Source organism: Puia sp., assembly GCF_036500295.1.
Lineage (GTDB): Bacteria > Bacteroidota > Bacteroidia > Chitinophagales > Chitinophagaceae > Puia.
Genome location: NZ_DASYCH010000094.1, coordinates 24,256 through 50,755, shown reverse-complemented (window position 1 = coordinate 50,755; position 26,500 = coordinate 24,256). Strand labels below are relative to the sequence as shown.

Below are 26,500 nucleotides of genomic sequence, written 5' to 3'. Positions count from 1 at the left end.
CATCGGTTCACACCGGGTCATGGCGGTGGCGGATGATCTCCGCGGCGATGCTTATGGCGATCTCTTCGGGTGTCTGGCTATGGATATCCAGTCCCGCCGGCGCTCGCATCTTTTGGATCCTTTCTTCGGGGATCCCCTCCAAGCGATAGCCGGTGAGAAGCTTTTCAATTTTTGCCCTGCTGCCGAGGACACCGAAATACCGGAAGTCCTTTTCCCAGAGCGCCCGGATGGCGAGATCATCGGTTCGATAGCCCCGGGTCATTACGACGACGAAACTTCCCGGGCCACCGGGGATGAGTTGGGCAAGCCGGCTGTAGTCGTCGAGCGCGATTTTTTCCTGCACATATTGATTACGTTCGAAAGAGTCGAGCGAATTGCGGTCATCGTAGAGGGTGATATGAAAATCCATCGTTTGCATAAGGCGGGAGAAGGCGAGCGCCACATGGCCGCCGCCGATAATATAGAGGCGATGGGTATAGCCGGTCTTTTCACGATAGACCCAGCTGGTGTCGCTGTTTCTTTGAAAGAAAGTGTTTTGATCGGGCGGCTGGGTGTCGAAGCGCATGCCATCGGGCGAGAATTCGAGGCAGCCGTTTTGTGGATGCGTAAGCAGGCGTTCGATGACGGACCGGTCCTTTTGCTGCAGAACATAGAGCCAGATGGTCTGTTCGCCCGAGCAGATCATGCCGCTTTGATCTTTTGGCGAGTCCTTGTCGTGGACCTGGCGGCGAAGGAGGTTGAGTGGGGTATTTTGGCGGAGATAGTCTTTTGCCAGTTCGATAAATTTATGTTCCATGATGCCGCCGCCGATGGACCCTTCCTTATATCCGGCAAAATCGATCACCAGGAAGAAGCCCTGGCGTCCCGGGCTGCTGCCGATACTTTCCACCACATATAGGATCATTGCCGGAATCTCCTGATTCAGGCAGGCGAGTGCAAAATGCCAGAGGGCCGCTTGCTTAGCCGGCAACATGGGTCGGCTGCTTTTGGTACAGGCCCATCAACGCTTTTTCGGGCGTCAGCGGGGCGTCGAAGGGGATTTGGGCGGTGGGGTTGAAGGCGAGGATCGCGTTGCGGAGGGCGAAATAAGCGCCGATGCCATACATGAGTGGCGGTTCGCCCACGGCTTTACTCCGGAAGACGGCGAGGTTGTCGTGATCCGTGTGGAGAAATTCGAGGGCGATCTCCGCAGGGGCGGAATAGATGTCCGGGACCTTGTAAGCGGAAAGGGTGTTGGAGCGGAGGCGGCCTTTTTCATCGTACACCACTTCTTCCATCGTCATCCAGCCGATGCCCTGGACGACGCCGCCTTCGATCTGGCCGCGATCGATCGTAGGGTTCATGCTGGCGCCTGCGTCGTGGACGAGCTTAACGGCGTCGACAGTATAACGCCCGCGCAGACAGTCCAGCGTGACGATGACGATGGCCGTACCGTATACATGATAGGCGAAGGGATGGCCTTTTTCTTTTGTATAGTCGAAATGGATCTGCGGGGTGGCGTAGTGCGAATGTTCAGACAGGCTGACGCGGCGGATATAGGCCGCCATGATCAGTTGCTTCCAGTGGAGAACTGTCGGTATGCCGTCGATGTGAACGAGCCCGTCGAGGAAGGTAATGGATTCGGGATTGGCTTGCAGTTCGGCGGCGGCGACCGACCGGAGGCGCTGGAGGATCGCAGTGCAGGCCATTTCCACTGCTTTGCCGTTGAGATCCGCGGTGGCGCTGGCGGCGGAGGGCGAGGTGTTGGCGATGCGTTGGGTGCTGGTGGCCTGGATCCGGACGAGCGTGGGGTCGATGGAGAAAACCGTTGCGGCCACCTGGATCATCTTCGAGTTTACTCCCTGGCCCATCTCCACGGCGCCTGTGCTGAGTGAGACGCTGCCGTCTGTGTAGACATGGACCAGCGCCCTGGCCTGGTTGAGGAGCGTCTTTGTAAAAGAGATGCCGAAACAGATGGGCATAAACGCGAGACCTTTTTTGGAGAGCCGGTGCTTGGCGTTGAACTCGCCGATCTCCTCTTGCAGGGTGTCGATGTCGTAGAGCGTTTCGGCCTTTTGCCAGCAGGCGTGGGCTTCGCTGACGGCTTTCTGGCCATAGGGGAACTCATCGCCGGAGCAGATAAGGTTCGCCCGCTGGATCTCTATGGCGGGGATATCCAGCGTCTCGGCTGCCTTTGCGATGGCGGCTTCGATGACGAACATCCCCTGGGGGCCGCCGAAGCCGCGAAAGGCCGTATTGGGAGGCAGATGAGTCCGGCAGCTGTAGGCTGTAGCCCTGACGTTGGGGATATAGTAGGTATTCGTGCAATGGAAGAGCGTCCGTTCGAGCACGGCCGGGGAGAGGTCGGCCGCGGCGCCGGCATTTTGATAGAAGGTGACCTCGTAGGCCCGGATCTTTTGGTCGGCGTCGAGGCCGAGTTTGAAATCGGCGGAATAGGGATGTCGTTTGCCGGTGAACACCATGTCATCGGTGCGCGGTAACGAGTATTTAACCGGTGCCCGCAGGTGGCGGCATGCCAGTGCGCACATAGCGGCCCAGGCGTTGGCCTGGTCTTCCTTGCCGCCGAAGCCGCCTCCGAGGCGGGTCACTTCGACATCGATGGCGTGCATGGCCAGGCCGGTGATCTTGCTGATCACCCGTTGCGTGGCGGTGGGGGCCTGGGTGGAGGAGTAAACCCGGATGGCCTGGTTTTCCTGGGGCAGGGCATAGGAGCCCTGGGTTTCGATGTAAAGATGTTCCTGGCCGTTGGTTTCGGTAGTTGCTTCGATGATATGGACGCAGTCTTGCCAGGCGGCGGTGGTATCGCCGAGGCGGAAGGTCCGTGGGGGGACGATCAGGTCGTTGTTGGCCTGGGCTTCGCGGGGATCGGTGACCACCGGCAAGGGATCGATATCGACTTTTATTTTCGACACGGCATGACGGGCTGCGGCCTCCGATGTGGCGACGACGAAGGCGATGGGCATGCCGCAATAGTGAACATGAGTTTCGGCGAAGAGCGGTTCGTCGGGGATGATGCCGCCGATCTGGTTCTCGCCCGGAATATCTTTATAGGTGAAGATGCGGATGACGTCCGGGCATTGGATCGCTTCATTCAAATGCAATTCCCGGATATTACCGTGGGCGATGGGAGAGCCGAAGGCGACGCCGAACAGCGTTCCGCTGATGAGGGGAATGTCGTCGAGGTAGATGGATTCGCCACGCGTGTGCGCCGGGGCGTCGAGGTGTTTCGTATCGCGTGTCATAGCCATTCCTCCTCCGGCAGATGATGAAACAGGGTGATAAAATGCGCTTTGATGAGCTGGCCGAGCAGGAGTCGTTTGTATTCCGCGGTGCCGCGCACATCGCTGATGGGGCTGATCTCGGTGAGGGCCGAATCGATCGCCGCGTCGACAAGTGCGGCCGAGATCTGATGGCCGGCGAGGAACTGCGAGGTCTTTTGCAGGTAGAGAGGGATGGGCCCTACTCCGCCGGCGGAGCAATGGGCCTGGCGGATCGTGTCGCCGTCGACGGTCAGTTGGATGGCGGTGTTTACGCTTGCGATGTCGAGGCAGGTTCGTTTGCTGACCTTTTCGAAGTTGAACCGCGTGTTGGGTTGAGGAGTTGCGAGGTGCACGGATTCGACGTATTCGCCGGGGCCTTTGTCGAGAGTTTTATAGCTTTTGAAGAATTTATTCAGCGGCAGGACACGGCGGGTCGAGCCATCGCTAAGCGTTATGCGGGCATCGAGGGCGAGGAAGAAGACAGAAAGATCGCCGATGGGTGAGGCGTTGACGAAGTTACCGGCGACGGTAGCAATGTTGCGGATCGGGGTGGAGGAAATGAGTCGGGCATAATGCGGAAAATGCGGAAAGGCCCGGTGGATCAGCGGCGATTCGAGCAGTTGGGTAACGGTGACGCCGCCGCCGATGCGGAGCTCGCCGGCCGACTCGGTTATCTGTTGCAGTGAAGGGTCGATGTTCAGGAATGCGGGGTGAGAACGGACCATTCGCTCGGGTTGCTGAACGTAGAGGTCGGTACCCCCACCGAGGAAGATTGGATTGGATGTGGCACTATCGCGGGCGTCTGTTGCCGGGACGCCGTGGAGGACGCCATTGGGTTCGAGGGCGAGTTGGGCGAGGCGACGGGGAATGCTTGTAAAATAGCCGGGGAGTATTTTTTGGGAGATAGCGAACTCCAGGACGTCGGAGGAAGTCCGGGTCGCTAGCAAGGTGGTCAGCTTTGCGAGCGCACGCTCGATGGATTTGTAGCCGGTGCACCGGCAGATATTGCCGTCGACGGCGGCGATGGCCGCGGCCCGGGTAGGTTCGTTCTCGTTCAGACAGAAGCCGGTCATGGAGACGAGGAAGCCAGGGGTGCAGAAGCCACACTGGCTGGCGCCTTCCTCACAGATGGCCTGCTGGAGGAAATTGAGGTCGCCGCCGTCTTCGCGATTGATCCCTTCGATGGTGACAACGTGTTTGTTGTGAACATTGCCGATGGCGGTGAGACAGGAGGTAGCCGAGCGATAGACGACGCGATCGCCCTTTAATTCGCCAATGAGAACAGTACACGCTCCACAGTCCCCTTCGCGACAACCGATCTTGGTCCCGGTGAGGTGTTCGCGGTAGCGGATGAGATCGAGTAAAAGAGTTGCCGGCGGATCATCCGAACGAATGAATTTATTATTGAGGACGAATTTGACCATGCATGGTTGTTGTATCTGATGCAGCCTCGTATATACAATTTACAAAATATTGACCGCAAAAAGAACAACTGTCGTGTTTTTGGGTTAAATTGAAGTTACACCACATATATAACCAAAACCTTTTCTCGATGAGAAACACCAATCATCTGCAGGGCCGTTTATTGCCCCTACTCCTCCTCATTTTCTTCCACTTTTCTTCGATTGCCCAGGTGACGACCTCCAGTGTCGGCGGAACCGTGACCGATGCATCCGGCAAGCCGCTTCCAGGCGCCACGGTGGAGATCGATTTTCCCGATGCGGGGATCAGACGGCATATCGTATCCGGCAGCGCCGGCAATTTCTTTGTGCCGAACCTTCGGGTGGGCGGGCCGTATACGGTAACGGTAAGTTATACGGGTTTTACTCCTCAGACGGAAAGCAATATCCTTCTCGAGCTGGGTCAGACCCGGACCGTCGATTTCAAACTGGAGTTGTCCACCGCGAATCTCAATGCGGTGACGGTCACCGGCAGGAGCCGGGTCTTCAACGAGAACCGGACCGGGGCATCGGTGAATATCACCAGCCAGCAGATCCAGCGGCTGCCGACCATCTCGCGAAGCGCCGATGACTATACCCGGCTGACGCCGTCGGCCTCCCCAACCTACAATGGCGTTTCCTTTGCGGGCAGGAACGGGCAGTACAACAACTACTCGCTCGACGGCGCGGTTTTCAACAATCCCTTCGGGCTCGATGCGCCGACACCCGGCGGTCAAGCCAGCGCCCAACCTATTTCGCTGGACGCCATTGACCAGATACAGGTGAATATCGCTCCGTACGATGTGACGCAAGCAGGGTTTACCGGTGCGGGGGTCAACACGGTCACCAAGAGCGGAACGAACAAGACCTTTGGAACTATTTACGGCTTCTTCCGCAATCAGGCGTTGACGGGTCATAAAGTGGAAGGCAATTCTTTCAATGTCCCTTCGCTGCACGATTTTCAGGGCGGGGCTTCGCTTGGCGGTGCACTCAAAAAAAACAAACTCTTCTACTTTGTCAATTTCGAGACCCAGCAACGCAGCGACGCGAACAGCGCCTATGTGGCCAATGACGGGACCAATACGGGAGAGATCACGACATCCCGGGTGCTGAAGACCGATCTGGATGCCGTGAGTGCGCTGCTGCGTAATAACTATGGCTATGAGACGGGGCCGTATCAAAACTATACCCAGAAAACGGTCAGCTATAAATGGATCGCGAAGCTGGACTGGGTGATCAACGACCGGAATACGCTGACCTTTACCTATAACGGGCTGAGTGCGTACCAGGAAAAGCCGGCGCACCCCAGCGCGATCAACCGGCGGGGTCCCGACGCGATAACCTTGCAATACGAGAACTCCGGATACCGGATGAACAATCATCTCGAGAATTTCGGCCTGGAGTTGAAGACCAACCTCAACAGTACGGTTTCGAATAACCTACGGGTGATCAATACCGTCTTCCATGATTTCCGCAATCCGAATTCGACGCCTTTCCCCGTGATCAATATCACCAAGAACAATGTCCCCTACATCATTGCGGGGCAAGAGCCGTTCTCCATCCACAATATTTTGAATCAGAATGCGCTGCAGCTGACGGATAATGTCACCGTGGCGTTGGCGGACCATACGCTGACGGTGGGCGCTTCATTTGAGTCGTTCCGGTTTGAGAACAGCTTTAACCTGACGGGTTATGGATTCAATGTGTTCAACCAGGTAGACCTTGCCACGTTTATGATGGGTGGCTATCCGGGGACGGGTAACGCGACCTATGCCAAGAATGCGGCGGCGGCGGATAAATGGACCTGGAGCAATTTCACGGTGGGGCAAGCCGCGTTGTATGCACAGGATGCGTGGAAGCTATCGCCCACCTTCAAACTAACCGTTGGGTTGCGGGTAGACAAGCCGGTGTATTTCTATGGCAGCAAGAATTACTTCGAGAGTCCGATCATGAATACCAATGGAACGTTTAGCGGCGCCTATTCCTATGGGATGCCGACGGTGGCCAATACGGACGACCTGACGTTGTTCGATCCGTTGTCGGGGGCGCCGGTGAAGAACGGAGAAGCCTTTGACAATTCCAAGTTCCCGAAGGCTACGCCGCTTTTCTCGCCGCGGGTGGGTTTCAACTGGAATGTAGACGGCGAGAATAAGATCCAGGTGCGGGGTGGGTCGGGATTGTTTACGGGCCGGTTCCCGTTTGTATGGATGGGTAACCAGATAGCGAATCCGTTTACGGGTTATCTGAACGTAACGGCGCGTAATTTTCATTTTCCGCAGGTCTGGCGGACGAGTGCGGGGGTGGATTATAAATTGGGCGCCACGACGGTGCTGACGCTGGACCTCGGCTATACCAAGGATGTGCAGGCGATGATGGTGCAGGACTATGGGCTGGGGACGCCGACGGGGACTTTGAATTCGGGGACGGCCGATCACCGGGCTGTTTATCTGGCGACGGATAAGGGGAGCGTCGGGACCTATGTGTTTGGGAATAACGGCAAGGGATATTCTTATAATGCGACGGTGCAGGTGACGGAGAATTTGCCGATGGGGCTTTACCTGACGGGTTCGTATAATTATCAGGTGGCGAAGGATGCGAACAGCATCTCGGCGGAGATATCGGGTGATGCGTTTGATCGGAATCCTATCGTCAGCAATCCGAATATCCCGGTGGTGACGCATTCGCTGTATGGGAATACGCACCGGTTTGTGATCGCGGGCATCAAGCGATGGGATTACGAGTGGGGCGGGACGACGGTTTCGCTGTTTGGCAACTGGACGAGTGGAAACCGGTTCTCTTATACGTATGCCGGCGATCTGACCAATAGCAGCGGTGCGGGGATCAACGCGTTGTTATATGTGCCGACGCAGGCGGAGATCCCGAATATGATCTTTACGCCGTATACCGATGTGCATGGAGACGTTCAGGGTGCCGGGGCGCAGCAGCAGGCGTTAGAGGCGTTTATCGGGCAGGACAAGTATCTGAGCAAGCATCGCGGGCAGTATACGGAGCGGAATGGCGGGCAGACGCCCTGGTTCAGCGAGGTGGATATGCGGGTGTTGCAGGACTTCAAGTTGGGCGAGACGCGGCGGATCCAGCTTAGTATGGATGTAGTGAATCTGGGGAATCTGATCAGTAGTAGCTGGGGGGTGAGGAAGTATGCGAGTACGTCTGGGTATTTTCAGCCGATCTCATATGTGGGGAAGAATGGGGCGGGTCAGGCGACGTATCAATTTGATCCGGGGCAGAAGAGTACGTTTACGTCGAGTCCGGATCTGCCGAGCCGGTGGCAGATACAGTTTGGGGTGAGGTATATTTTTTAGGCGCGGAATTGCTGGCGGAGGTATGGGTTGAAGAGTTGGATGGGGCGAGGGAGGAAGTAGCCTTTGATGCATTGGGAGTTGAGGATGCAGAGTTCGATGTGGAGGCGGTCGGTGAAGTTGGCGCCGGTGTAGATGGGGCCGCCCTCGTGGAAGGGGCTGCGGATGGTGTCATAGGGAGGGAGGTTTTGATCTTTGTTGAATTCGTGCATGAATTTGATGACGGCGCAGTCGAGCGCGCGATTTGGGCCATCGTTGACGGGGAGCTTTTCGTTGCTATTTTGTGAGGTCGCCAATAACTCAGCATGGGCCATTTTTACGATCTCAATAGAATTCGGTTCAATCAGGTTCAGGCATCTACCGAGTTCGATGATCGCCCCGACGACGAAGGGGACCTCTATCTTACCGGCGAATTTTTGTTTTTTACGAGCGGCTTCCTCGGCATAGCTCAATGCCCGATAAGGATTTTGTTCCCAAAAATAGATCCCCGGACCAAGCCAATCCCAGGGATTGTTACTCGGCCGCAGCTCATCAGAACCGTTCAGAAGACGAAGACCCAGGTCCCGGTCACAACTATGAAAACCGATGATCTGGAAAGGCTGGTGATAAGTCACTATTTCTTCTTTTTTGTCTTTTTCTTTTTCATTCGGTTATCGGGAAGGATAATACCAGCGTCGATGAGGAATTGGCGTGAGGCTTTCCGGGAACGACGGATTTTTTGACCGAATTGGTGGAGAGCTTTTATGGTAAGTTCGTATTCCTGATCCTGAGTCATATGATAGGTTTTGGTTTGAAATAGCAAAGATATGGAGGTTTCGAATTGAAATGTGGGAGAATTACCAACAAGTTTGGGGAAACGTGCGGGTTTGAACCTCAAGATTATGGGTGAGATCAGGCGGGTTGGAGGAGGTGTTCGGTGCCCCAGGCGGAGAGGAGTTGGATGGCGGGGCGGAGGGTTTCGCCTTTGGGGGAGAGGGAGTATTCGACGCGGGGTGGGACTTCGGGGTAGGCGGTGCGGATGAGGATGTCGTCTTCTTCGAGTTCTTTGAGTTGCCGGGAGAGGACTTTGAGGGCCATGCCGGGGATGGTGCGATGAATTTCGCCGAAGCGGAGGGGGCCATCCATGAGGATGAAGATGATGATGGGTTTCCATTTGCCGCCGATGACATCGATGGTGGCGGTCATGGGACACTGGGTCGCGTCGTGATAGCGCTTTGCTTTTTGCTGTTTTTCCATGCAGTGAAAAAAAATTTTCGCGGGGAGGGGTGCGCGAAAGGCGCGCGGGACAAAATTACGACATATTTGTCACCAGCTGACATTCGGGTAACTACTTGACTTTTATGATCCGATACCGGAATTTTGGGTCATGAAACAGAAAAGTGCAGAATATCAAAAGGGCCTTGCCCTCCTCGAACGCCTCCATGGAGGTCAGTCGGGGGAACAACTTGTCCGGTCGCTGGAAACCGTATGCCCGGACCTTATCGATATGACCCTGGAATGGGCCCTTTCGGGCATCATGGGACGGCCGGGGCTTGACCTGGTGACAAGGGAGCTGCTGCTGGTGGCGAGTTGTGTGACGATCGGCGGTGGCGCGGAGCCGCAGCTGGCGGCGCATATCGATGCCGCGCTGAAGGAGGGTGCAACGAAGGAGCAGGTGCTGGAGACCATCCTGCAAGTGTTATTCTATGCCGGCGGTGTAAAGGTGAGCAATGCGATGCGTCAGGCGGGCGAAGTCTTTAAACAACATTCTTTATGAAAATAATTCTCATCGGCGCCTCGGGCACTATCGGCAGGAGGATCGCCGCGGCCGTAGAAAAAGATCATGAGTTGGTTCGGGTTGGGAGCAAGAGCGGGGATTTCCGGGTAGACATCGGGTCGACGGAGTCGATCGAAAAGCTGTATTGGGATGTGGGGCCGTTTGACACACTGATCAACGCCGCGGGAAGCGGACATTTCGGACCGTTGCATGCGATGACGGCCGAGGATTTTCGCAAGGGGCTTGACAGTAAACTGCTGGGGCAGGTGAACCTGGTGCTTATCGGCCAGCACCATATCCGGCCGAAGGGCAGCTTCACGCTGACGTCGGGTATCCTGGCGGAGGATCCGGTACCCTACGGCGCGAATCTCAGCGCGGTGAACGCGGCGGTGGAGGCTTTTGGCCGGGCGGCGGCGATCGAGTTGGAGAATGGGGTACGCATCAACGTGGTGAGTCCGGGTGTGGTGGAGGATTCGCCGGGTTATTTTCCCTTTTTCCCGGGACATATCCCGGTGCCGATGGAGAAAGTGGCGGCGGCGTATGTGAAGAGCGCCCTGGGGGCGCAGACGGGGCAGGTATTCAAAGTGTATTAGCGGCACCCAGTTTATCGTATACGGATTACCGTTCCTTTAAAGAGCTGTACATGGCCGTCGGCGAATTTCATTTTTACGAAGTAGACATAGGTGCCGGTGGGTGCGGGATGGCCATTGTAGACGCCGTTGCAGCCGAAGGTGCGGTCGCCGGGGGTGAAGGCGCCGGGGAGATTGGCGATGCTGGAATCGGAGAGTCCGGCGCCACCGGCGTGCTGACGGTGAGCGGAATGCTGTTGGATTTGGCAAGACCGCAGGCATCGTCGCTGGCGAGTTTGCACCGGAACGTTGCAAGGAAGTTGTTAAAGATCCCTCAAATCGGCAGGCCGAAGCGGCGCGCGCCGTTGCGGATAAAGGAGTCGGCGTCGTCGCGGCCCTGCGCGCAGATCTGTTCGATCGGTTTGCCGAGCTTTTTTGTGAGGGCGGCGCGGTTGTCGAGGATGATGGGTCCGGCCTTGCCGCCATTGATGACGCGGGTGTCGGGCCGGGCGGTGCAGGAATCGTCGCCGAACATGCCGACCTTTTTGGGGTCGGCGACAAAGTCGCCGCCGATGCCGCCATGCGAGGTATAGAAAAAACTTTCTTCATAGTGCTCGACTTTGTAGCGGGTGGCGGTGTTGCCAAACATCGTGCGTGATCCGACCTCCGGGCTGCGGCGGGCGTGAAAGACGATCTTCACATTGTCGATTGTAGCGCCGTCGAGACAGGGTTCGCGGTCGACCGCATCGTAGAGGCCGAGAAAATAGACCCGCACGACCGGACTGAGCATATGGGCCAGCACGGTAGCGATGAGGCCGCCGCGGCTGTGGCCAACGATGACGATGCGGACCTGATCGACGCTGAGCGGCTGATGCGAGAGCATCGTCGCGTTGACCTGTACCGGGACGCGGGAGGCGGTGTTCGATGCGGGAGGCAGCAGGCCGAACTCGTCGCCGTACTGATCCCGATAATAATCGGTCTGCGTGCAGGCGTTGACGTCGAACATATCGAGGGGATGGATGGGATGGGCCGCATTGCCGCCGAGCTGCCGGGGGAAGAGAACCTGCAGCCGGTGGTTGATAAAGTCCAATGCTTTTTGCAGGATGGGCTCGGAGTCGCGGCCTTCGACGACGTTGTTTGGTCCGTCGAGAAAAAGCTTGTCGACACCCATCGCACCATATTGAAAATCATGCACAAACTTATAGACATGGCTGTTGCTGCCATCGGGCTTGCGCCAGGAGGCGGAGCTGGTGCCGTCGATACCTACGACGATATAGGGTGCTGTGGCGTTGGCCATGGTGCCGGTGATTTTTTTGCGTTTGTATATAAACGTGAGGGAGGAGGGGTGGGAACGATCTAAAGATAGGAATTTTTTGAAACGCGTGCGCGTGTGCATAATTTATTTTGTCTGGCATTATTTTTGTTCCTATTTTGACGTTACAATTCCTTCCTTCGGTGTAGTCGTCAAGACAATTCTCTTTTGACCCTGGCTGCCGACCGGAGCCGCATATTGCGGCTCGACCATAAAGGTCAGACGTATTCAGCTACCACTATATAAATTCAGGGTCATGTCTTCCGGATTTCTTTCGCTTCCCTTGCAATTGGACAAGGTTCCCCAACGGGGTTTGCTTGCGACCTGTTCGGTCCGCGAGTCCATTGCGCATCATATTCATCTTCTTCTTACTACCTCGTTGGGCGAAATGGCCAGCAACGAACGCTTTGGATGCGGGCTCTGGGATACGGACTTCGACAGTCTGTCGAGCCGTAGCCGGCTGAAGGATCAGATCGTACAGGCATTGGATGAAGCCATCCGCTTGCATGAGCCGCGGCTGGAGCGGGTGCGCACGGAACTGCAACTGCATCAGGACGAACTGAACAACGACGGCGTGAGTCGGCGGGATGGGATGAGTAGTGGAAACGGTGGGAGCCGCGGGGATGGGATGAGCCGCCGGATCAAGAATCGATTGGATATAACGGTGTCGGGGGTACTGAAGGGGACGAATGAGACCATCGTCTACCGGGATCATTTTTTTATCAGCCCACTGTCGTATAACTAGGGGCAGGGGCGCGCAAAGTTGCAGGAGGCGCGCAAGAGAGGCAGGCGAGGCAAAGGACGCAGGTGAGGCAAGGTTCATTGATCAACAATCATAACCAATGATCGAATCGAGAGCTACGATAAAAGAAAGGATGTTAAAGGCCGCATCGGCGGTGTGGGGATATTCCGACCGGATCAAGGAGTCGGATTTCGATCCGCTCCTGTCCCTGCTGATGGAAGTGTTTGCGGCCGAACTGGAGAAGATGTCCAACGAGATGAGTATGAGCCGTGAGCGGGTGTTGCAGAAGATGGTGCAGTTGATGGCGCCCGATGTGCTGACGGCGCCGGTGCCTGCTTCCGCCATCCTGTTTGCGCAAAGTATGGATGACCGGCTGTTGCTGGAAGAGCGCGAACAATTTCTTTTGACGCAAGGCGCCGATGCCGCGGAGCTTTGGTTCTCGCCGGCGGGTGCGTATGCGGTTACAGATACCCGGGTGCAATACCTCGCCGCGGGGGACAGGCTATTCCGGTATGCGGGGCCCGGTGAGCGGGAGACCTTCTCTGCATTGGCCAGGCCGCTGGAACCGCACGTGTTGTGGCTGGGACTTGCCGGGGACGCGGGCGCGTTGCCCGGGGCTCAGTTCTATTTTGATTGTTTGGATGCGGGTGCGGCCGTTTTCTATCATCATCTGCCGGAAGCGCGATGGTATTGCGGGGAAGAATTGCTGCGGGTCGGCGCCGGGTATAATCAGCCGGATATCTACGATGATGAGCTGGCGGGCTGGCTGCATGCGCCACATAATATTAGTCTGAGTGTCACGCGGATGGTTAGAAATATCCATCGGCATAGGTTTGTACACGTGGAGGCGGGGGGAAGGCACGCCGAAGCGGGGAACACGGTGGCTGCAGTTGCTGCGGGTAGCGGCGGTGCAGCGGGTGGTGGGAGTGCAGCGGGTGGTGGGAGTGCGGCGGGTGGCGGGAGTGCGGCTCCGGGGTTTGCGGAGGGGTTGAAGCCGGAGAAGATCTTTTGGGTGAGAATTGAATTTCCTGAAAATATCCACGGAGCGCTGCTGCAGAACCTGCATTGCCAGGTCAACTGCTTTCCGGTGGTGAACCGGCAGTTGCATGAGCTGACGTACCGGTTGAAGGACTGGATCAATATTTTGCCGCTGCGGTGTGAGCAGGGGCGGCAATTTCTCGATGTGCATTCGGTGATCGATCAGGATAAAGTTTCTCTTCTGAGAGGAGGGGAAATTCTTTTACGCAAGGGCGGAGTCGGCCGTTTTGACGAGCGCGATGCCCGGGCGGTGACCGAACATCTGTTGCAGTTGTTGCGGGATGAGAGTGCGGCCTTCGCGTTATACAACCGCGATTTTATAACAACTGAAGTAAAACAAATCCAGCAGGTGATCAACCGGCTGAGTCAGGAGTTGGAGAAGGCCGATACGGGCGCCGATGCGGTTCCCTATCTCGAGGTGACCGTTACGGGAGATACGGTGAACCGTCACCTGGTGGTGGGCTACTGGAGCACCCTGGGCAACGCGGCCAACCGGGTGCGCAGCGGCATGCCCTTGCTGGCGTACCGGAACGGCGGGTTGCGACAGGGAAGCATCGTGTTGATGACGAGGCCGCAGGGCGGCAGGGACCGGCTGGCGCCGCATGAGAGCATCCCCGCCTATAAGAGCGCGGTGCTTTCCAGGGACCGGATCATGAGTCCCGAAGACATCCGGCTTTTTTGTATCCATGAGACGGGCGCCCGGGCGCGGTCGGTCACGGTGAAGAAGGGGGTGATGGTGGGCACGGGCCGGCAGGCGGGCTTTTTAAAAACGATCGACGTCCATATCCTGCTGGATGAGCGGGAGTATGCCACGCTGCATCAGGCGGGGACGCTGGATCACTGGACGGCCACGTTGCAGGAGGGATTGGAGCGGCGGTCGATGTCGTTTATGCCGTTTCGGGTCTTTTTTGGAACAGAAGAAACAAAAAAATATGCTGTCGCCTGAACGATTACCGGATGCGATGCTGGATCACGCGCAGGAACTGCGAGCGGAATCACTGCTGGCGCATGTGATCGCGGGTGGTTATCCCCGGGAAGATTTTACGATCGGCACGGGGACATTCTTTGAAAGGGCTTATGCCAATGACGTGACCGATGCGAGCTGGCAGGAAGATGCCTGGCAGGCTTATGCGGCGCTGAGGGGCCGGGTGCGGGTAGAATTGTCGCGGCCGGGATTCTATGACCTGTTACCCGAGGGGCTTTTCTTTCAGCCGGCGGGTGCGGAATACAACAGCAGGATGGGCGTGACCGAGATGGCCGCGCTGCATCGCTGGAACAAGACGCGGGAGAACGGGATTCGAAAATTCTTCCAGCCTTTCGAGCATGCGGGATTTTATCAGCTGCTGCAACTGGAGGAAGAGGAACGGGCTTTACAACAGGGTTTGGAGAAAGGCATGTTGCACCGATATTTCCGCGCCTTCTGGGGCATCCCCGACGAGGTCGACGACCGGGCGGCGGGATTTTTCAACTTGCTGATCCCACATGCTTACCGGATCACGGGTTGTCTGCCGCTGATGCAGGAATGTCTTTCGCTGTTGCTTGGGTTGCCGGTGAAAATAACCATTGCTGAGCCTGGGCTGACATGGATCGGACGGGAGTTGGAGAAGGGATTGGGGGAACAGTCGCTGGGGGACGATACGGTTTGCGGGAACTCGTTCGTGGAGGGATACCCGGTGTATCAATATGCGATCGGTCCCGTCGCCGGAGCAGAGGTGAGTTCTTTTTTGCCGGGCGGCGGCCGGTATGCGGTGATCGAGACCTTCAATCGATTTTTTGTGCCGGCGGAGGCGGATACCGGGATGGAGATCGCGATCGACCGGAGCACGGTGGAGATGCGGCTGGAAGCGGGGCGGGAGCCGGTGCTGGGCTATTCCACTGAATTGACCGAATAAAAAATTCTATTGGTATGACAGAAAGATGGTTATATCCGGAGATGGGTAAATGGATGATGGTGCTGAGCATCGGCACGATCGGCCTTTCCGCGTTGATGGGGATGCTCATCAGCCGGGTGCGCGGCGGCTTCAAGGCCTTTAGCAAGCGCACGATCCTGTACACCCTGTCCTTTGTCCTATTGTTTGCGCTGAGTGGCTTTTGCATTGCGCTGCCCTTTTCGCAATATCTCTTTGCCTTTCTCTTCTACCAGGTACTTTTCCTGGGGATCGGCATCCTGCATCTCTATACGGGCAAGCGCTGGCTGAAATGGATGGGGCCGGGTGCGTTCTGGCCGGAGGTGCTGCATCTGCTGGTGCTGCTGTTGCTGGGGGCGGTGGCGATGATCATGACCTACCGGATCGTCAACCGGGAGGGGTCGGAGATCGCGATATCGACGGCGGGGTTACTGTTTTTGGTTCCTTATTTTGTTTATCAGACCTATTTGAAGAGCGTGGCTATTCCGCCGAAGATCTACAAGGAATGGTATTATCCTGCACATGCGCAGGAGCCGGACCTGGAGGAGGCGAAACTGAAGAACCTGCTGGTGATCAGTTTTGAGTTTCAGAAGCAGATGGAGGACCGTTATTTTACAAACTTCCGGGCGAAGGCGCCGGTGGATATGGAGTTTGGTCAACTCTTTTACTATTTCATCAACGACTATAACGACCGTCATGGCGGTTCGTCCATCCGCTATTCCAACATGCAGGGGGACCTGCATGGCTGGATCTTTTACCGGAAGCCGAAATGGTATCATCTTTCGACGAAGTATATCGACACGGAAAAAACAATTTTCATCAACAACATAAGAGAGAATGACGTCATCATCTGCAATCGGGTCTCCTGAGCTGTATCTGCCCGTCAACTGGGCCGATGGTATGAAGATCAACAAGGATCATTTCCGGGCCGACCAGCGGGCAAACCACTGGCAGCAGGCCATGCATACACGGGCCGGGCTGAGTGCGGTGAGTTATGGGCTTTTCCCGTCGGGTGAGCCGCAGCCGGGACGGCCGGTGGTCGTGACGACCGACAACCAGCAGCGGGTGATGATCCGGCTGATCGGCTGTCAGGCGGTGACCTATGGCGGGCATCTTGTCTTTGTCCGGGAAGGCTCGGTGATGGGGGAAGACGCGCTGACGGCGGAGATCCCCGGGCTGAATATCCCGTATGCGCAGATGGCGACGAGTGACGCAGAATATTTTGTGATGCTGGCCGTAAATCCCTACTCGCGGGTTCCCGCGGGCCGGCCCGATATGACGGAGAGCCAGCTGCGGCCGCCGTTTACCGCGCCGGCTTACCGGCTGGAACTGGTGGACTGCCGCGAGCTTTCCCGGGAGACGCCGGGGGACTTCTTTTTGCCGTTGGGCCGGATCCGGGTCAGCGACGGAAAGGTGTTGCCTGACGAAGAGTATATCCCCCCCTGTACGGCAGTGAACGCCCACCCTACCCTTGCCGAATGGCATGCGGAGCTGGAGTCCTTTTTTGGGATGATGGAAAGTTATGTGTTGCGGATCCAACAGAAGATGGTTCAGAAGGGGCAGCAGAACGAACTGGCGATGCTGGTCGGCGAGCTGTGCGACGCGATGGCCATCTATCTCGCCGGCGAGTATCAACGCGTGCTGCTGGAGTACCGGTCGCAGCCGCCCGTGCGGATGATTGCGGGGATGGCGGCCCTTGCGCGGCTGATGAAGAACCGGCTGGATGTCTATACGGGAATGCCGAAGGACGACCTGCTTAGCTATTTTGCCGAATGGTGCCAGGTGCAGCAGGGCGAGTGGGATGCGACGCTTACGGCGGCGGCTACCCTGCGTTATGATCACGCGGATATCCGCGCGGCGCTGCGGCAGTTGGATGGGTTTATCGCGTTCACCTTACGGCTTTTCGGGAGTCTGGCGGCGCTGGAATATATCGGGAAGAAGCGTGAGGCCGGCATTTTTGTGAAGGAGCACCTGGTGGTGCCGGCGGAAGAGATGCCGGCGGCCAGGAGGAAGAGTTTTTTGGCGGATTAGGGCGATAGGACGCGGGTGAGATCGGAGCGCAATTGAGATCGGCCTGCGGCGTTGAGCAAAAAAATATAACATCTGGTATATGGCACATCTTGTCAATTCGAAGGAACGGGACACGGCCTTTTGGAAATTCCTGGGATTCTTTTTGTTCTCCATGCTGCTGGTGGTAAGCGCGGTGTATTTCGATACGCGCATCCCGGCCAAGGACAATGCGATCCTGCGGGACCAGGTTGGCGCGTACAAGACGCAGGCGCTGGCGCAGGAGAAGTTTGTGCGGAGTATGGATGAGGCGAAGGCGCTGATCGACTCGCTGAGCCGGCCCGGCAGTAATACGGTATACCTGAATCAGCAGATCGCCGGGAAGATCCGGGAGCTGGCGCAGCTGCAATACAAGGACAGCAGCATGTACAGCCGGCTGAATAAAAATGTGCTGGATGTGTTCCTGCGTTACCAGGAGGCGACCAACAAGGCGGCAAGCATCGGGGATCTGCCGCGGCAGCTGGACGATTACCGGCAGAAGTATGAACAGGCGCAAAGGGATCTGGATAATACGCGGCGGGATCTCGATGTGCTGCGGCGGACCAATACGACGGGGCAACAGGGGAGCTTTTAGGGACACAAGGAAATTTACGAGGGAGCCAGCGGGCGGGGGAATCATTCAGAGCAAGAGCCAGCGGGCGGGGGAATCTTTCAGAGCAAGAGCCAGCGGGCGAGGGTTTGACTTTAAAAACCGATACGACATGATCAACAATAAGAACCGATATATCCTGAATAAACGGGTGGATGACCGGGCCATCATTGCGATGATCGTTCCGGCGGTGTTGGCGTTGCTGATCATGGCGTGGCGGTCGACCAACCGGACGGTATGCGTGCCGTTTACGGTTACCGCCCGGAGCGCCCATTATTTTACCGGGGAGGTGGTGCGGTTTGAGAGTAATATCCGGGAGTTTCAGACCCTGCAGTGGGATTTTGGGGACGAGCAGGGCAACGATGCGAAGATCAGTTCGGCGGTGCACAGCTATGATGCGCCGGGCGATTATACGGTGGCGTTGACGGTGAACGGGGAGTGTACGGAGTATGCGCGGGTGACGATCCTGGCGGCGCCGGCGGTGGCCAATCCCCGGCTGGCCGTGACCTTTGTCGCGCCACAGTCCGCGGAGGTGGGTAAGCCGGTGCTCTTTTCGGATACGACGGTGGGCGCCACGCGATGGGAATGGCGGTTTGGCGAGACGGCGACGGTGGATGCGACGGACCGGAGTCCCAAATACACTTACAGTACGCCGGGGCTGAAGACGGTGACGGTGGTGATCAATAACGATGAGCGGCAGATGGGGATTGCGAAGATCTATGTGAATCCGCCGGCCACGCCGAAGCGCCGGGACCGGCCCGAACGGCAGGTCATGGTTGCCGCCAACAAGCCGGCGCCGGGAGCGCCGCCGGCAACGGATTCGGTGAAGAAGGAGGAGCCGCCGCTCGTGAAGGCGCCGGAGATCAGCAACGAGCAATTCGAGGCGCAGCTGCGGGCGGTGGCCAACAAGCAGAAGACTGCGGACAGCTTCTCGCCTTATTTTGGCGGCAACCTGAATGTGGAGGCCAATCTGAATGGGAAGATGATGCCGTTTACCGAGCTGTGCAATAAATTCAGTTCGTTGAAAAGTGAGAAGAAGATCAAGAAGCTGTCGGTGCAGCTGGTGAAGAACGACAAGACGAATTGTATCATCGCCCTGTTTGTGAATTTAAAAGAGAAAGAAGGATTATTCAGTAAAATATTCTGATGATGAGTGCTGTAGCAACGATGGATGTCCGGCTGAGCGCCGGTTCGGAAAAAGCGTTTACGATCGCTGAGGCGCTGGCGAAGGAAAATATGCATTCGGCGGTAGGCGCGGCGCATCTGTTGAAGGCATTGCTGCATGCCGATGTCGGCCTGGAGCCGAGGCTCTGGCAGATGGACCAGGACGTGTATTATATCGCCGACTGGGCGGATACGCGGATCGAAGGATATCGGAAGGCGGTGGCGCCGAAGCCGGTGTTGCGGCCGGATGCGGAGGTGACGGGGGTGTTGGAGGAGGCGGATCGCGTGAGGGGGCTGTTGGATAAAGAAGAGGTTCAGCCGATGGATCTGCTTATCGCGTTGAGCACGCCGGGGGTGGGATTCTCGTTCGAGCAATTGAAGACTTTCCCGCTGACGCGGGATTTGTTGCTGCGCCCGGTGGACCCGGTGAAGGAATTGATGCCGCAGCGGCCGACGGATGGCGGTTTGGGGGCAGGTGGGGCCAGGGCCGCGGGCGGACAGGCGTTGTTGAATTATTGCCGGGATGTTCTTGTCAAGGCGGCGCAGGGAAAGATCGATCCGATCGTGGGCCGGGAGCAGGAGTTGCGGCGGATGGCGGAGATCCTTAGCCGGCGGAGCAAGCCCAATGTGTTACTGATCGGGGAACCGGGTGTGGGCAAGTCGGCGCTGGCGGATGGATTTGCGCTGGCGATCCATGAGGGGCGGGTGCCGGAGTTTTTGCGGGGGGCAAGGCTTTTTGAACTGGATAATGGCGCGCTGGTAGCGGGCGCTTCTTATAAGGGGGAGGTGGAAGAGCGGCTGAAGGCCATCCTGGCGGAGTTGCGGGATTTTGACAAGGCTATCCTGTTTATCGACGAGATCCATATGCTGCTGGACAAAGGCGGCGCGGCGGCGGGTGCGGCGAACCTGCTGAAACCCGAATTGGCGCGGGGGACGATCACCCTGATGGGCGCCACTACCGGAGAAGAATACCGGAAGTATATCGAGAAAGACGAGGCGTTTGCGCGGCGGTTCGAAGCGTTGTTGGTCGCCGAGCCGAATACGGAGAACGCATTTCGGATGATGAAGGCGGTGTTGCCGCGTTATGAGCAGCATCACGGGCTGACGGCAGATGACGAGGTGCTTCGGGAGGCGGTGCGGCTGGCGAAGCGGTATATCCAGGGGCGGAAGCTGCCGGATGCGGCGATCGACCTGGTGGATCAGGCGATGGCTTCGCTGCGGCTCGCGGTGGATATGGGGGAAGAAGGGTATCGGCGGATGGAGGAAGAGTTTAATTCCATTAAAGGTGATCTGCACTGGCACTACCAGCAACTGAAGAGCGCGACGAGCCCGGTCATCTGGGCGGAGGTGGCGCCCGAAGAAGATGTGGCCGAGATGGCGGAAGAAGAGCGGGTTCGGGCGGAGCTGGCGGCGGTGTATACGCGGATGCGCGGGTTGTTGCCGCTGACGCGGACGGGGCTGCAGCCGCAGGATATTGCGTCGATGGTGGCGGATAAGACCGGCATTCCCGTTGGAAAACTGCAGACCCAGGAACGGGACCGGTTGTTGTTGCTGCCGCAACTGCTGCGACAACGCGTGGTGGGACAGGATCAGGCGATACAGGCGATGGGTGAAGCCATCCTGGAATCGCGGTCGGGGTTGAGCAAGCCCGGGCAGCCGATCGGCAGTTTCTTCTTCCTCGGACCTACGGGAACGGGTAAGACGGAGTTGGCGAAGGCATTGGCGGGTCTGTTGTTCCAGGATGAGAAGATGATGATCCGGTTCGATATGTCGGAATTCAAGGAGGAGCATTCGGCGGCCCTGCTGTATGGTGCGCCGCCGGGATATGTGGGATATGAAGAGGGCGGGTTGCTGGTGAACCGGATCCGGCAGCAGCCCTATGCGGTGGTGTTGTTTGACGAGATAGAAAAAGCGCATTCTTCCGTGTTCGATATTTTCCTGCAGATTATGGACGAGGGCAGGCTGCATGACAAGCTGGGCCGGGAGGGAGATTTCAGCAATGCGGTGATCATCTTCACGAGCAATCTCGCCAGCCGTTTTGTGACGGAGGCTTTTGCCCGCGGGGCGGCGCCGACGCATGGCGAGCTGCTGGAGAAAATGGCGGGACATTTCCGGCCGGAATTTTTGGGCCGGCTGACGGAGATCGTGCCTTTTGGGCCGATGCGGGCGGAGATGATGGAGGCGATCTTCGCCATCCAGATGAAGGGATTGCATTCGTTGCTGGCGGGTCAGGGTATTTCCCTCACCGTGACGGACGCGGCGGCGCGCCTCGTTGCGGAGCGGGGATTTTCGCCGGAGTATGGGGCAAGGCCGCTGGCGGGGGTGATCCGGGGTCAGGTGCGGCGGCCGTTGTCGCGGATGATCGTGAGCGGGAAACTTGCTGCGGGGGACCGGGTGCGACTGGATGTCGATGAAAATGGAACATTGAACTATTTTATTCATACTTAAACTTTGATCTATGGCTATTGAACCGTATGGCATTGGCGGGGTGGAGGTGAAAACCGACGCTTTTGAAGCCTTTGCCGATATCCCGCAAAACCGCGTCCTGCTGGCTGAGAAGCTGACCAAGGACCCGCCCGTGAAGCCCGAAATCGTAACCGGGCTGACGGACATCGAATCCGTATTTGAACACTTTGGGCCCGAAGTCGAAATGGAATTTGAGACGGAGGAAGGCATGCTTCGCCGGGAGACCCTGCGTTTTGGGGGGCTGGAGGATTTCGGGGTTAAGGGGATCACGGCCCAGAGTCCCTATCTCAACGAGCTGGACTGGAAACAGCAGCAGTATCATAAGATGATCCGGCAATTGAAGACGAACAAGCTGCTGAAGCAGGCGCTCGCCAACAAGGATACGAAAGATGCGCTGATCCGTAGCCTGCAGGCGCTGGTGGCGGAATTGAAGGCGACGCAGTGAGTGGCCGGCGGGTGCGATCCATTTATTTTAAAAATCATTAAATCTAATTTATGTCAGCAGAACAAATCAAAACGGCCGAAGAGCCCGTCGTCTCCATCCGGGAAGCGGCGCCGTCACCGGAAGCGCTGGAGTCGCCATTGCAGGGTCTTGCCCGGTTCGGGGGGTTCGATCTTCTGGAATCCGCGATCGATGATGTCCAAAACCTCAATCCTTCGCGCAAGGCCCGGCGGAAGATCTTCCTGGAAGAGCCTTCGAAGAAGGACGAGCGCGCGCTACTGCAAAAGACCCTTGAATGGTGGCTCGAAGTGTTGCAAAGCAACGAGGAGGTGACGGATATGGTCGGGTTCAGCAACGAGAAGGCGGTGTCGGCCGGCCAGACGCTGACAAAGAACCTGAAGATGGCCGTCGGCGAGACGGAGGAACTTGAACGGAGTTATCGCAGTGTGGCGCTGTTCTTTAAGAATACCGAGAGTCTGAAGATCAAGAATATTTCCATCATCAACGCCGAGCCGGATCAACTGAAGGACCTGGACAATACGCGGTTTATCGATACGATCAGGGTGGAGCTGATCAATCATTACGACCGGCTCGATCTCCGTAACAACTATAGCCTGCTGATCCTTCCGGGTTATCTGGGGTCGAACAAGGTACTTGAGAAATGGGCGAAGATCGCCTATGAGAATAAGGTGATGCTGATCACCGACTTCGAGCACCTGGATTCGCCGGATGATGTGATGGAATTGTTCGACGCCGCCAACCTGACGGGGGGCGATCCTTACCGGAGCAATGTGATCATGACCTGTAACTGGCTGGTGGGCCGGGGGAAGCTGGATGAGATCGGCGAGGAAGATCATCTTTATGTCCCGCCTGCCGCGGCGCTTGGCGGCCGCATCTATCAGACCCTGATGTCGCAGGTGACGGCGGGGAAGAAATACGGCGGGCTGAATGAGGTTGATGGCGTGAGGTTCGATCTGAAGAAGAGTGAGATTGCGAGTCTCGAGAAGCTGGGGCTGGTGCCGATGGTAAAGGAGTATGGGAAGGTGATGGCTTTTTCGGCCAAGACCCTTTTCAACGGCGACAACCTGGGGTTGCAGACGTATAGCGTAGTGCGGGTGTTCGACTATGTGGCCAAGGTGATGATGGATTTCCTGAACCGGCGGGCGTTCGAGAATTTCAATGCGAGCACGCGGAAGGAGTTGATGGGGCAGATCGTTAAATTCCTGGACAGTGTAACGGGACCGGGTAAGCTGATCGAGAATTTTGCGATCATGCGGTTTGAGCAGGACCCGCTGCAAAAGGACAAGATCCATCTCGATATCCATCTGAAACCTTATTTCCCTGCGAAGACCTTCCTGATCAAGCTGGAGGGGCAGCGCGGCGAGGATACGGAGAAGACGGAGTGGGCGTCGACTTACGAGCAGGAGTGAGCGCAACCATACGCGATTGAGATACGAGAGCGCGATATTATTTTTGCGATAATGTGGAAAACTTCGGGCATGCATTTTTTCCGCTAAAGTTTTTTGTTGCTAACATTGTAGCACTTACTCTCATTCGTCATCCATCCTTTGCAAGACCAGTTCCCTTTAATTATTTCTACAATAACCCCCAAGACGTAGTCCCCTTCCATCTGATTGGCATAGTAGCCTGCGTGAGTTCTATTGTTTGAACGTGCCGTAACCGGCGTGCGGATCTCTATTGTTTTTTATTTACTGGTCTTTATACCATTTCATTTTTTAACCATTAAAATGTAAACGTCATGTCATTTAAGGCAAAGCTTAATGTGGGCGGAAAGGACGTCAACGTCCTAAGTTGTAATTATTCTTTGAAGCAGGAGACCGATGCTACCGGCCGGCCTTCTTCGATTACCCGTGGGGGTAAGATCAACCTGATAGTGGAATCTACAGGGGACACCACCTTCTTCGAGTGGATGACCAACAATTTCGAGCGCAAGGATGGGACGATCACCTTTGTCAAGCGCGACTCCGACGCGACGATGAAGCAGTTGAAGTTCACGGAGGCCTATGTGGTCGATTACCGGGAGAATTTCGATGCAACCGGCGACAACCCCGTTACGGAGAGCTTTACGCTGAGCGCCAGGGTCATCTCTGTCGGCAGCGGATCGCACACAAACGAATGGGTTAAAATGTAAGACTTATCGAGGGGCAGGCCCGTAAGCCTGCCCTTCTCATCAAAACCTTGTTTTATGTCATTTCTGGCCAAGCTAATGATCGACGGTGAAGAAGCAAATATCCTGTATTGCAACTTCCGTTTTTCCCAGGTGACGGACACCACCGGCCGGCCTTCATCGATCCCGCAGGGGGGCACTGTCAGCCTCACTGTGGAGAGTACGGGGAAGGTCGACCTTTTCGATTGGATGATCAGCCCGACGCAGAAGAAGAGCGGGTCGATCACTTTTTTCCGGCGGGACACGATGAGCAAACTAAAGACCCTGGAGTTCACGGATGCGCATTGCGTGGACTACAACGAGGTATATCAGCATGATGGGGAGTATCCTATGCAGATAGGGGTGGTCCTTAGTGCAAAAGAACTGAAACTCAACGGATCGAATTTTAAAAACAACTGGCCGGAGTAAAGGGAGGGAAATATGGCACAATTAGTCAATACTACCATCAGCATTGCCGGCAGTCCCATCACGACCTTTTCCTCCTTTCAGCTGACGCAGGGGATCTTTTCGCATCATGCGTTCAGGCTGGTATGCCCTGCGGAGGCCATCGACGGCAATACCGGGAGCATCTTCAACAAATCCAAAGAATGGATGGGCGCCAATCTGACGGCGCAGATCAATTCGGTCGGGATGAGCGGACAGCTGCGTTTCAGCGGGATCGTCACCCAGGTGGAGACGTCCCGTTTCAACAGTTATAACGGGGATATCATCATCACCGGCTATAGTCCCACCATCATTCTCGACAACGGCCCCCACTGCAAGAGCTGGGAGAAGAAGGCCGTGAAGAACATTGCCCAGGATGTGCTCAAGCACTTCCCACAAAACTTATTGAATCCAACCGTGTCGCCCACGTACCCGGAGACGTTGTCTTATTATGTTCAATATAAAGAGACGGCGTGGCAGTTTCTTTTCCGGATGTGCGCGACTTATGGAGAATGGCTTTTTTACGATGGCCGGGGCCTGATCGTCGGCACCCCACCCGGCGGTGCGACCACGGCGCTGACTTTTGGCAGCAACCTGAGCCGGTTTACCATGGCCTTACAGGTGCGGCCCGCCGCCCTGCAGATGATGGCCTATGACTATATGAATCATCAGGTGTATTCCAGTAGCCCGACGGGGATCGATGGAAAGGCGGGGCTTAACGATCTGGGGAAGACGGCGCTGCAGGCCAGCCAGACGGTCTATGCCGCGACACCGAAGGTGTGGAACAATCACTTTCTGACGAATAAAAAACAGCTGGATGATGTCGTCAATATCCAGTCCGCGATGCAGAGCAGCAACCATGTCCGGTTCAACGGAGCCAGCGGGCATCCGGGTGTCGTGGTTGGCGGGCCGGTGAGTGTGCAGGGAACGAATGCTTTTAGTCAAAGCAGCGAAAGTTATGGCGACTATACCGTCATCTCGGTGAATCACTATGCAGATGGACAGGGTAACTATAATAATGATTTTGTGGCGGTCCCGGCGAGTATCAAGATGCCCCCGGTGGCAACCCCTATGGCGCCGCCCTGTGAGGCACAGAGTGCGCTGGTGACGGATAACCACGATCCCAGGGGATTGGGCCGCGTGCGAGTGAAATTTTACTGGATGAACGGCGCCGAGAAGACCCCGTGGATCCGGGTGACGAGTCCGCATGGCGGGGGCGGCAAGGGGATGTTCTTTATCCCGGAGGTCGGGGAAGAAGTGATCGCGGGATTCGAGGGAGACAGTGCGGTGAAGCCCTACGTGATCGGAACCGTCTATCATGGAGCGGCGAGTACCAGCTTCAGCAACGGCGGGAATGACGTGAAGGCGCTGCAGACCCGCAGCGGCAACAAGGTAGTCATGAATGATGCCGCGGGGAGCGTCTTCGTCGAAGACAAGGATGGCAACAGCGTGCTGATCGACGGGGCGGGGAATATCACCGTGAAGGCCAATAAGACGGTGCTGATCGATGCCACCGACGAGATCACTTTCAAGACCAAGAAGATAACGATGCTGGCGGAGAACGAGATCTATATGGAGTCGAAGAAACTGGACGGGCAACTGTCCGAGACGGCGTCGCTGTATGGGAAGAACCAGGTCACGATGCAGTCGGATACGCTGATCAGCCTCGAGTCGCAGAACAAGGTAGAGGCGACGGCCAATACGGAGGTGAATCTAAGCAGCCAGAGCAAGATCGGCGTCAATTCCACGCATGTGGAAGTCAACGGGAATGCCGCGACGAATATCCGTGGCGGAATGGTCAACCTGAACACCTAATCA

Annotated in this window: 23 protein-coding genes; 16 read left to right on the top strand and 7 right to left on the bottom strand. The window is 56.8% G+C overall.

Annotated features, from left to right (window positions below):
* Positions 1-7: 7 nt before the first annotated feature.
* The 3 genes from VGM48_RS18695 to VGM48_RS18685 are packed head-to-tail and all read right to left on the bottom strand — an operon-like array spanning position 8 to position 4,684.
* Positions 8-973, bottom strand: a complete 966-nt coding sequence (locus VGM48_RS18695; protein ID WP_331581943.1) for an XdhC family protein — start codon at positions 971-973, stop codon at positions 8-10.
* A complete protein-coding gene (locus VGM48_RS18690) occupies positions 960-3,248 on the bottom strand; it encodes a xanthine dehydrogenase molybdopterin binding subunit (RefSeq protein ID WP_331581942.1) in 2,289 nt (762 codons plus the stop codon). The genes VGM48_RS18695 and VGM48_RS18690 overlap by 14 nt, the downstream gene beginning before the upstream one ends.
* Positions 3,239-4,684 (bottom strand): FAD binding domain-containing protein, encoded by a 1,446-nt coding sequence (locus VGM48_RS18685; RefSeq protein ID WP_331581940.1) that lies wholly within the window; start codon positions 4,682-4,684, stop codon positions 3,239-3,241. Before VGM48_RS18685 ends, VGM48_RS18690 begins: the two co-directional genes overlap by 10 nt.
* A gap of 128 nt (positions 4,685-4,812) precedes the next feature.
* Between VGM48_RS18685 and VGM48_RS18680 the strand changes: the two genes are divergently transcribed.
* Positions 4,813-8,022 carry a TonB-dependent receptor gene (locus VGM48_RS18680; protein ID WP_331581938.1) on the top strand — a complete coding sequence of 1,070 codons (3,210 nt, stop codon included), beginning with the start codon at positions 4,813-4,815 and terminating at the stop codon, positions 8,020-8,022.
* On the opposite strand, the gene VGM48_RS18675 is transcribed toward VGM48_RS18680, so the two are convergent.
* Positions 8,019-8,633 (bottom strand): hypothetical protein, encoded by a 615-nt coding sequence (locus tag VGM48_RS18675; protein ID WP_331581937.1) that lies wholly within the window; start codon positions 8,631-8,633, stop codon positions 8,019-8,021. The two genes, VGM48_RS18680 and VGM48_RS18675, sit on opposite strands and share 4 nt — an antisense overlap.
* Positions 8,634-8,910: 277 nt before the next feature.
* A complete protein-coding gene (locus VGM48_RS18670) occupies positions 8,911-9,255 on the bottom strand; it encodes a helix-turn-helix domain-containing protein (RefSeq protein ID WP_331581936.1) in 345 nt (114 codons plus the stop codon).
* A gap of 130 nt (positions 9,256-9,385) precedes the next feature.
* Here VGM48_RS18670 and VGM48_RS18665 point away from each other — a divergent pair, with 130 nt between their 5' ends.
* Both VGM48_RS18665 and VGM48_RS18660 read left to right on the top strand, forming a co-directional pair.
* A complete protein-coding gene (locus VGM48_RS18665) occupies positions 9,386-9,775 on the top strand; it encodes a carboxymuconolactone decarboxylase family protein (RefSeq protein ID WP_331581935.1) in 390 nt (129 codons plus the stop codon).
* Complete coding sequence (locus tag VGM48_RS18660; RefSeq protein WP_331581934.1) at positions 9,772-10,368, top strand: short chain dehydrogenase; 597 nt, start codon at positions 9,772-9,774, stop codon at positions 10,366-10,368. The genes VGM48_RS18665 and VGM48_RS18660 overlap by 4 nt, the downstream gene beginning before the upstream one ends.
* Before the next feature lie 11 nt (positions 10,369-10,379).
* Here the strand turns inward: VGM48_RS18660 and VGM48_RS18655 are convergent, their stop codons facing one another.
* Together VGM48_RS18655 and VGM48_RS18650 are read right to left on the bottom strand one after the other, a co-directional pair.
* Positions 10,380-10,646 (bottom strand): hypothetical protein, encoded by a 267-nt coding sequence (locus VGM48_RS18655; protein WP_331581933.1) that lies wholly within the window; start codon positions 10,644-10,646, stop codon positions 10,380-10,382.
* A 32-nt stretch (positions 10,647-10,678) separates the two neighbouring features.
* A complete protein-coding gene (locus VGM48_RS18650) occupies positions 10,679-11,641 on the bottom strand; it encodes a hypothetical protein (RefSeq protein ID WP_331581932.1) in 963 nt (320 codons plus the stop codon).
* Between the two features lie 271 nt (positions 11,642-11,912).
* Here VGM48_RS18650 and VGM48_RS18645 point away from each other — a divergent pair, with 271 nt between their 5' ends.
* From VGM48_RS18645 to VGM48_RS18585, 13 genes are all read left to right on the top strand, one after another.
* Positions 11,913-12,401, top strand: coding sequence for a GPW/gp25 family protein (locus VGM48_RS18645; protein WP_331581931.1), 489 nt, complete (start codon positions 11,913-11,915; stop codon positions 12,399-12,401).
* 97 nt (positions 12,402-12,498) lie between these two features.
* A complete protein-coding gene (locus tag VGM48_RS18640; protein ID WP_331581930.1) occupies positions 12,499-14,382 on the top strand; it encodes a hypothetical protein in 1,884 nt (627 codons plus the stop codon).
* A complete protein-coding gene (locus VGM48_RS18635; protein ID WP_331581929.1) occupies positions 14,369-15,328 on the top strand; it encodes a type VI secretion system baseplate subunit TssG in 960 nt (319 codons plus the stop codon). Before VGM48_RS18640 ends, VGM48_RS18635 begins: the two co-directional genes overlap by 14 nt.
* 14 nt (positions 15,329-15,342) lie before the next feature.
* Positions 15,343-16,212 (top strand): TssN family type VI secretion system protein, encoded by an 870-nt coding sequence (locus tag VGM48_RS18630; protein ID WP_331581928.1) that lies wholly within the window; start codon positions 15,343-15,345, stop codon positions 16,210-16,212.
* Complete coding sequence (tssK, locus tag VGM48_RS18625; protein ID WP_331581927.1) at positions 16,181-17,374, top strand: type VI secretion system baseplate subunit TssK; 1,194 nt, start codon at positions 16,181-16,183, stop codon at positions 17,372-17,374. Before VGM48_RS18630 ends, tssK begins: the two co-directional genes overlap by 32 nt.
* A gap of 79 nt (positions 17,375-17,453) precedes the next feature.
* The gene (gene tssO, locus VGM48_RS18620; protein WP_331581926.1) at positions 17,454-17,984 is read left to right on the top strand and encodes a type VI secretion system TssO; all 531 of its coding nucleotides are present in this window, start codon (positions 17,454-17,456) and stop codon (positions 17,982-17,984) included.
* Between the two features lie 127 nt (positions 17,985-18,111).
* Positions 18,112-19,146, top strand: coding sequence for a PKD domain-containing protein (locus VGM48_RS18615; protein WP_331581925.1), 1,035 nt, complete (start codon positions 18,112-18,114; stop codon positions 19,144-19,146).
* A gap of 2 nt (positions 19,147-19,148) precedes the next feature.
* Positions 19,149-21,611 (top strand): ATP-dependent Clp protease ATP-binding subunit, encoded by a 2,463-nt coding sequence (locus tag VGM48_RS18610; protein ID WP_331581924.1) that lies wholly within the window; start codon positions 19,149-19,151, stop codon positions 21,609-21,611.
* Positions 21,612-21,621: 10 nt separating this feature from the next.
* Complete coding sequence (locus tag VGM48_RS18605) at positions 21,622-22,074, top strand: hypothetical protein (protein ID WP_331581923.1); 453 nt, start codon at positions 21,622-21,624, stop codon at positions 22,072-22,074.
* Positions 22,075-22,124: 50 nt separating this feature from the next.
* Positions 22,125-23,501 (top strand): DUF5458 family protein, encoded by a 1,377-nt coding sequence (locus tag VGM48_RS18600; protein WP_331581922.1) that lies wholly within the window; start codon positions 22,125-22,127, stop codon positions 23,499-23,501.
* Between the two features lie 329 nt (positions 23,502-23,830).
* Positions 23,831-24,223 carry a type VI secretion system tube protein TssD gene (tssD, locus tag VGM48_RS18595; protein ID WP_331581921.1) on the top strand — a complete coding sequence of 131 codons (393 nt, stop codon included), beginning with the start codon at positions 23,831-23,833 and terminating at the stop codon, positions 24,221-24,223.
* A 54-nt stretch (positions 24,224-24,277) separates the two neighbouring features.
* Entirely contained in the window at positions 24,278-24,667 is a 390-nt protein-coding gene (gene tssD / locus VGM48_RS18590) for a type VI secretion system tube protein TssD (RefSeq protein ID WP_331581920.1), read from the top strand.
* Between the two features lie 12 nt (positions 24,668-24,679).
* Positions 24,680-26,497 carry a type VI secretion system Vgr family protein gene (locus tag VGM48_RS18585; protein ID WP_331581919.1) on the top strand — a complete coding sequence of 606 codons (1,818 nt, stop codon included), beginning with the start codon at positions 24,680-24,682 and terminating at the stop codon, positions 26,495-26,497.
* Positions 26,498-26,500 lie beyond the last annotated feature (3 nt).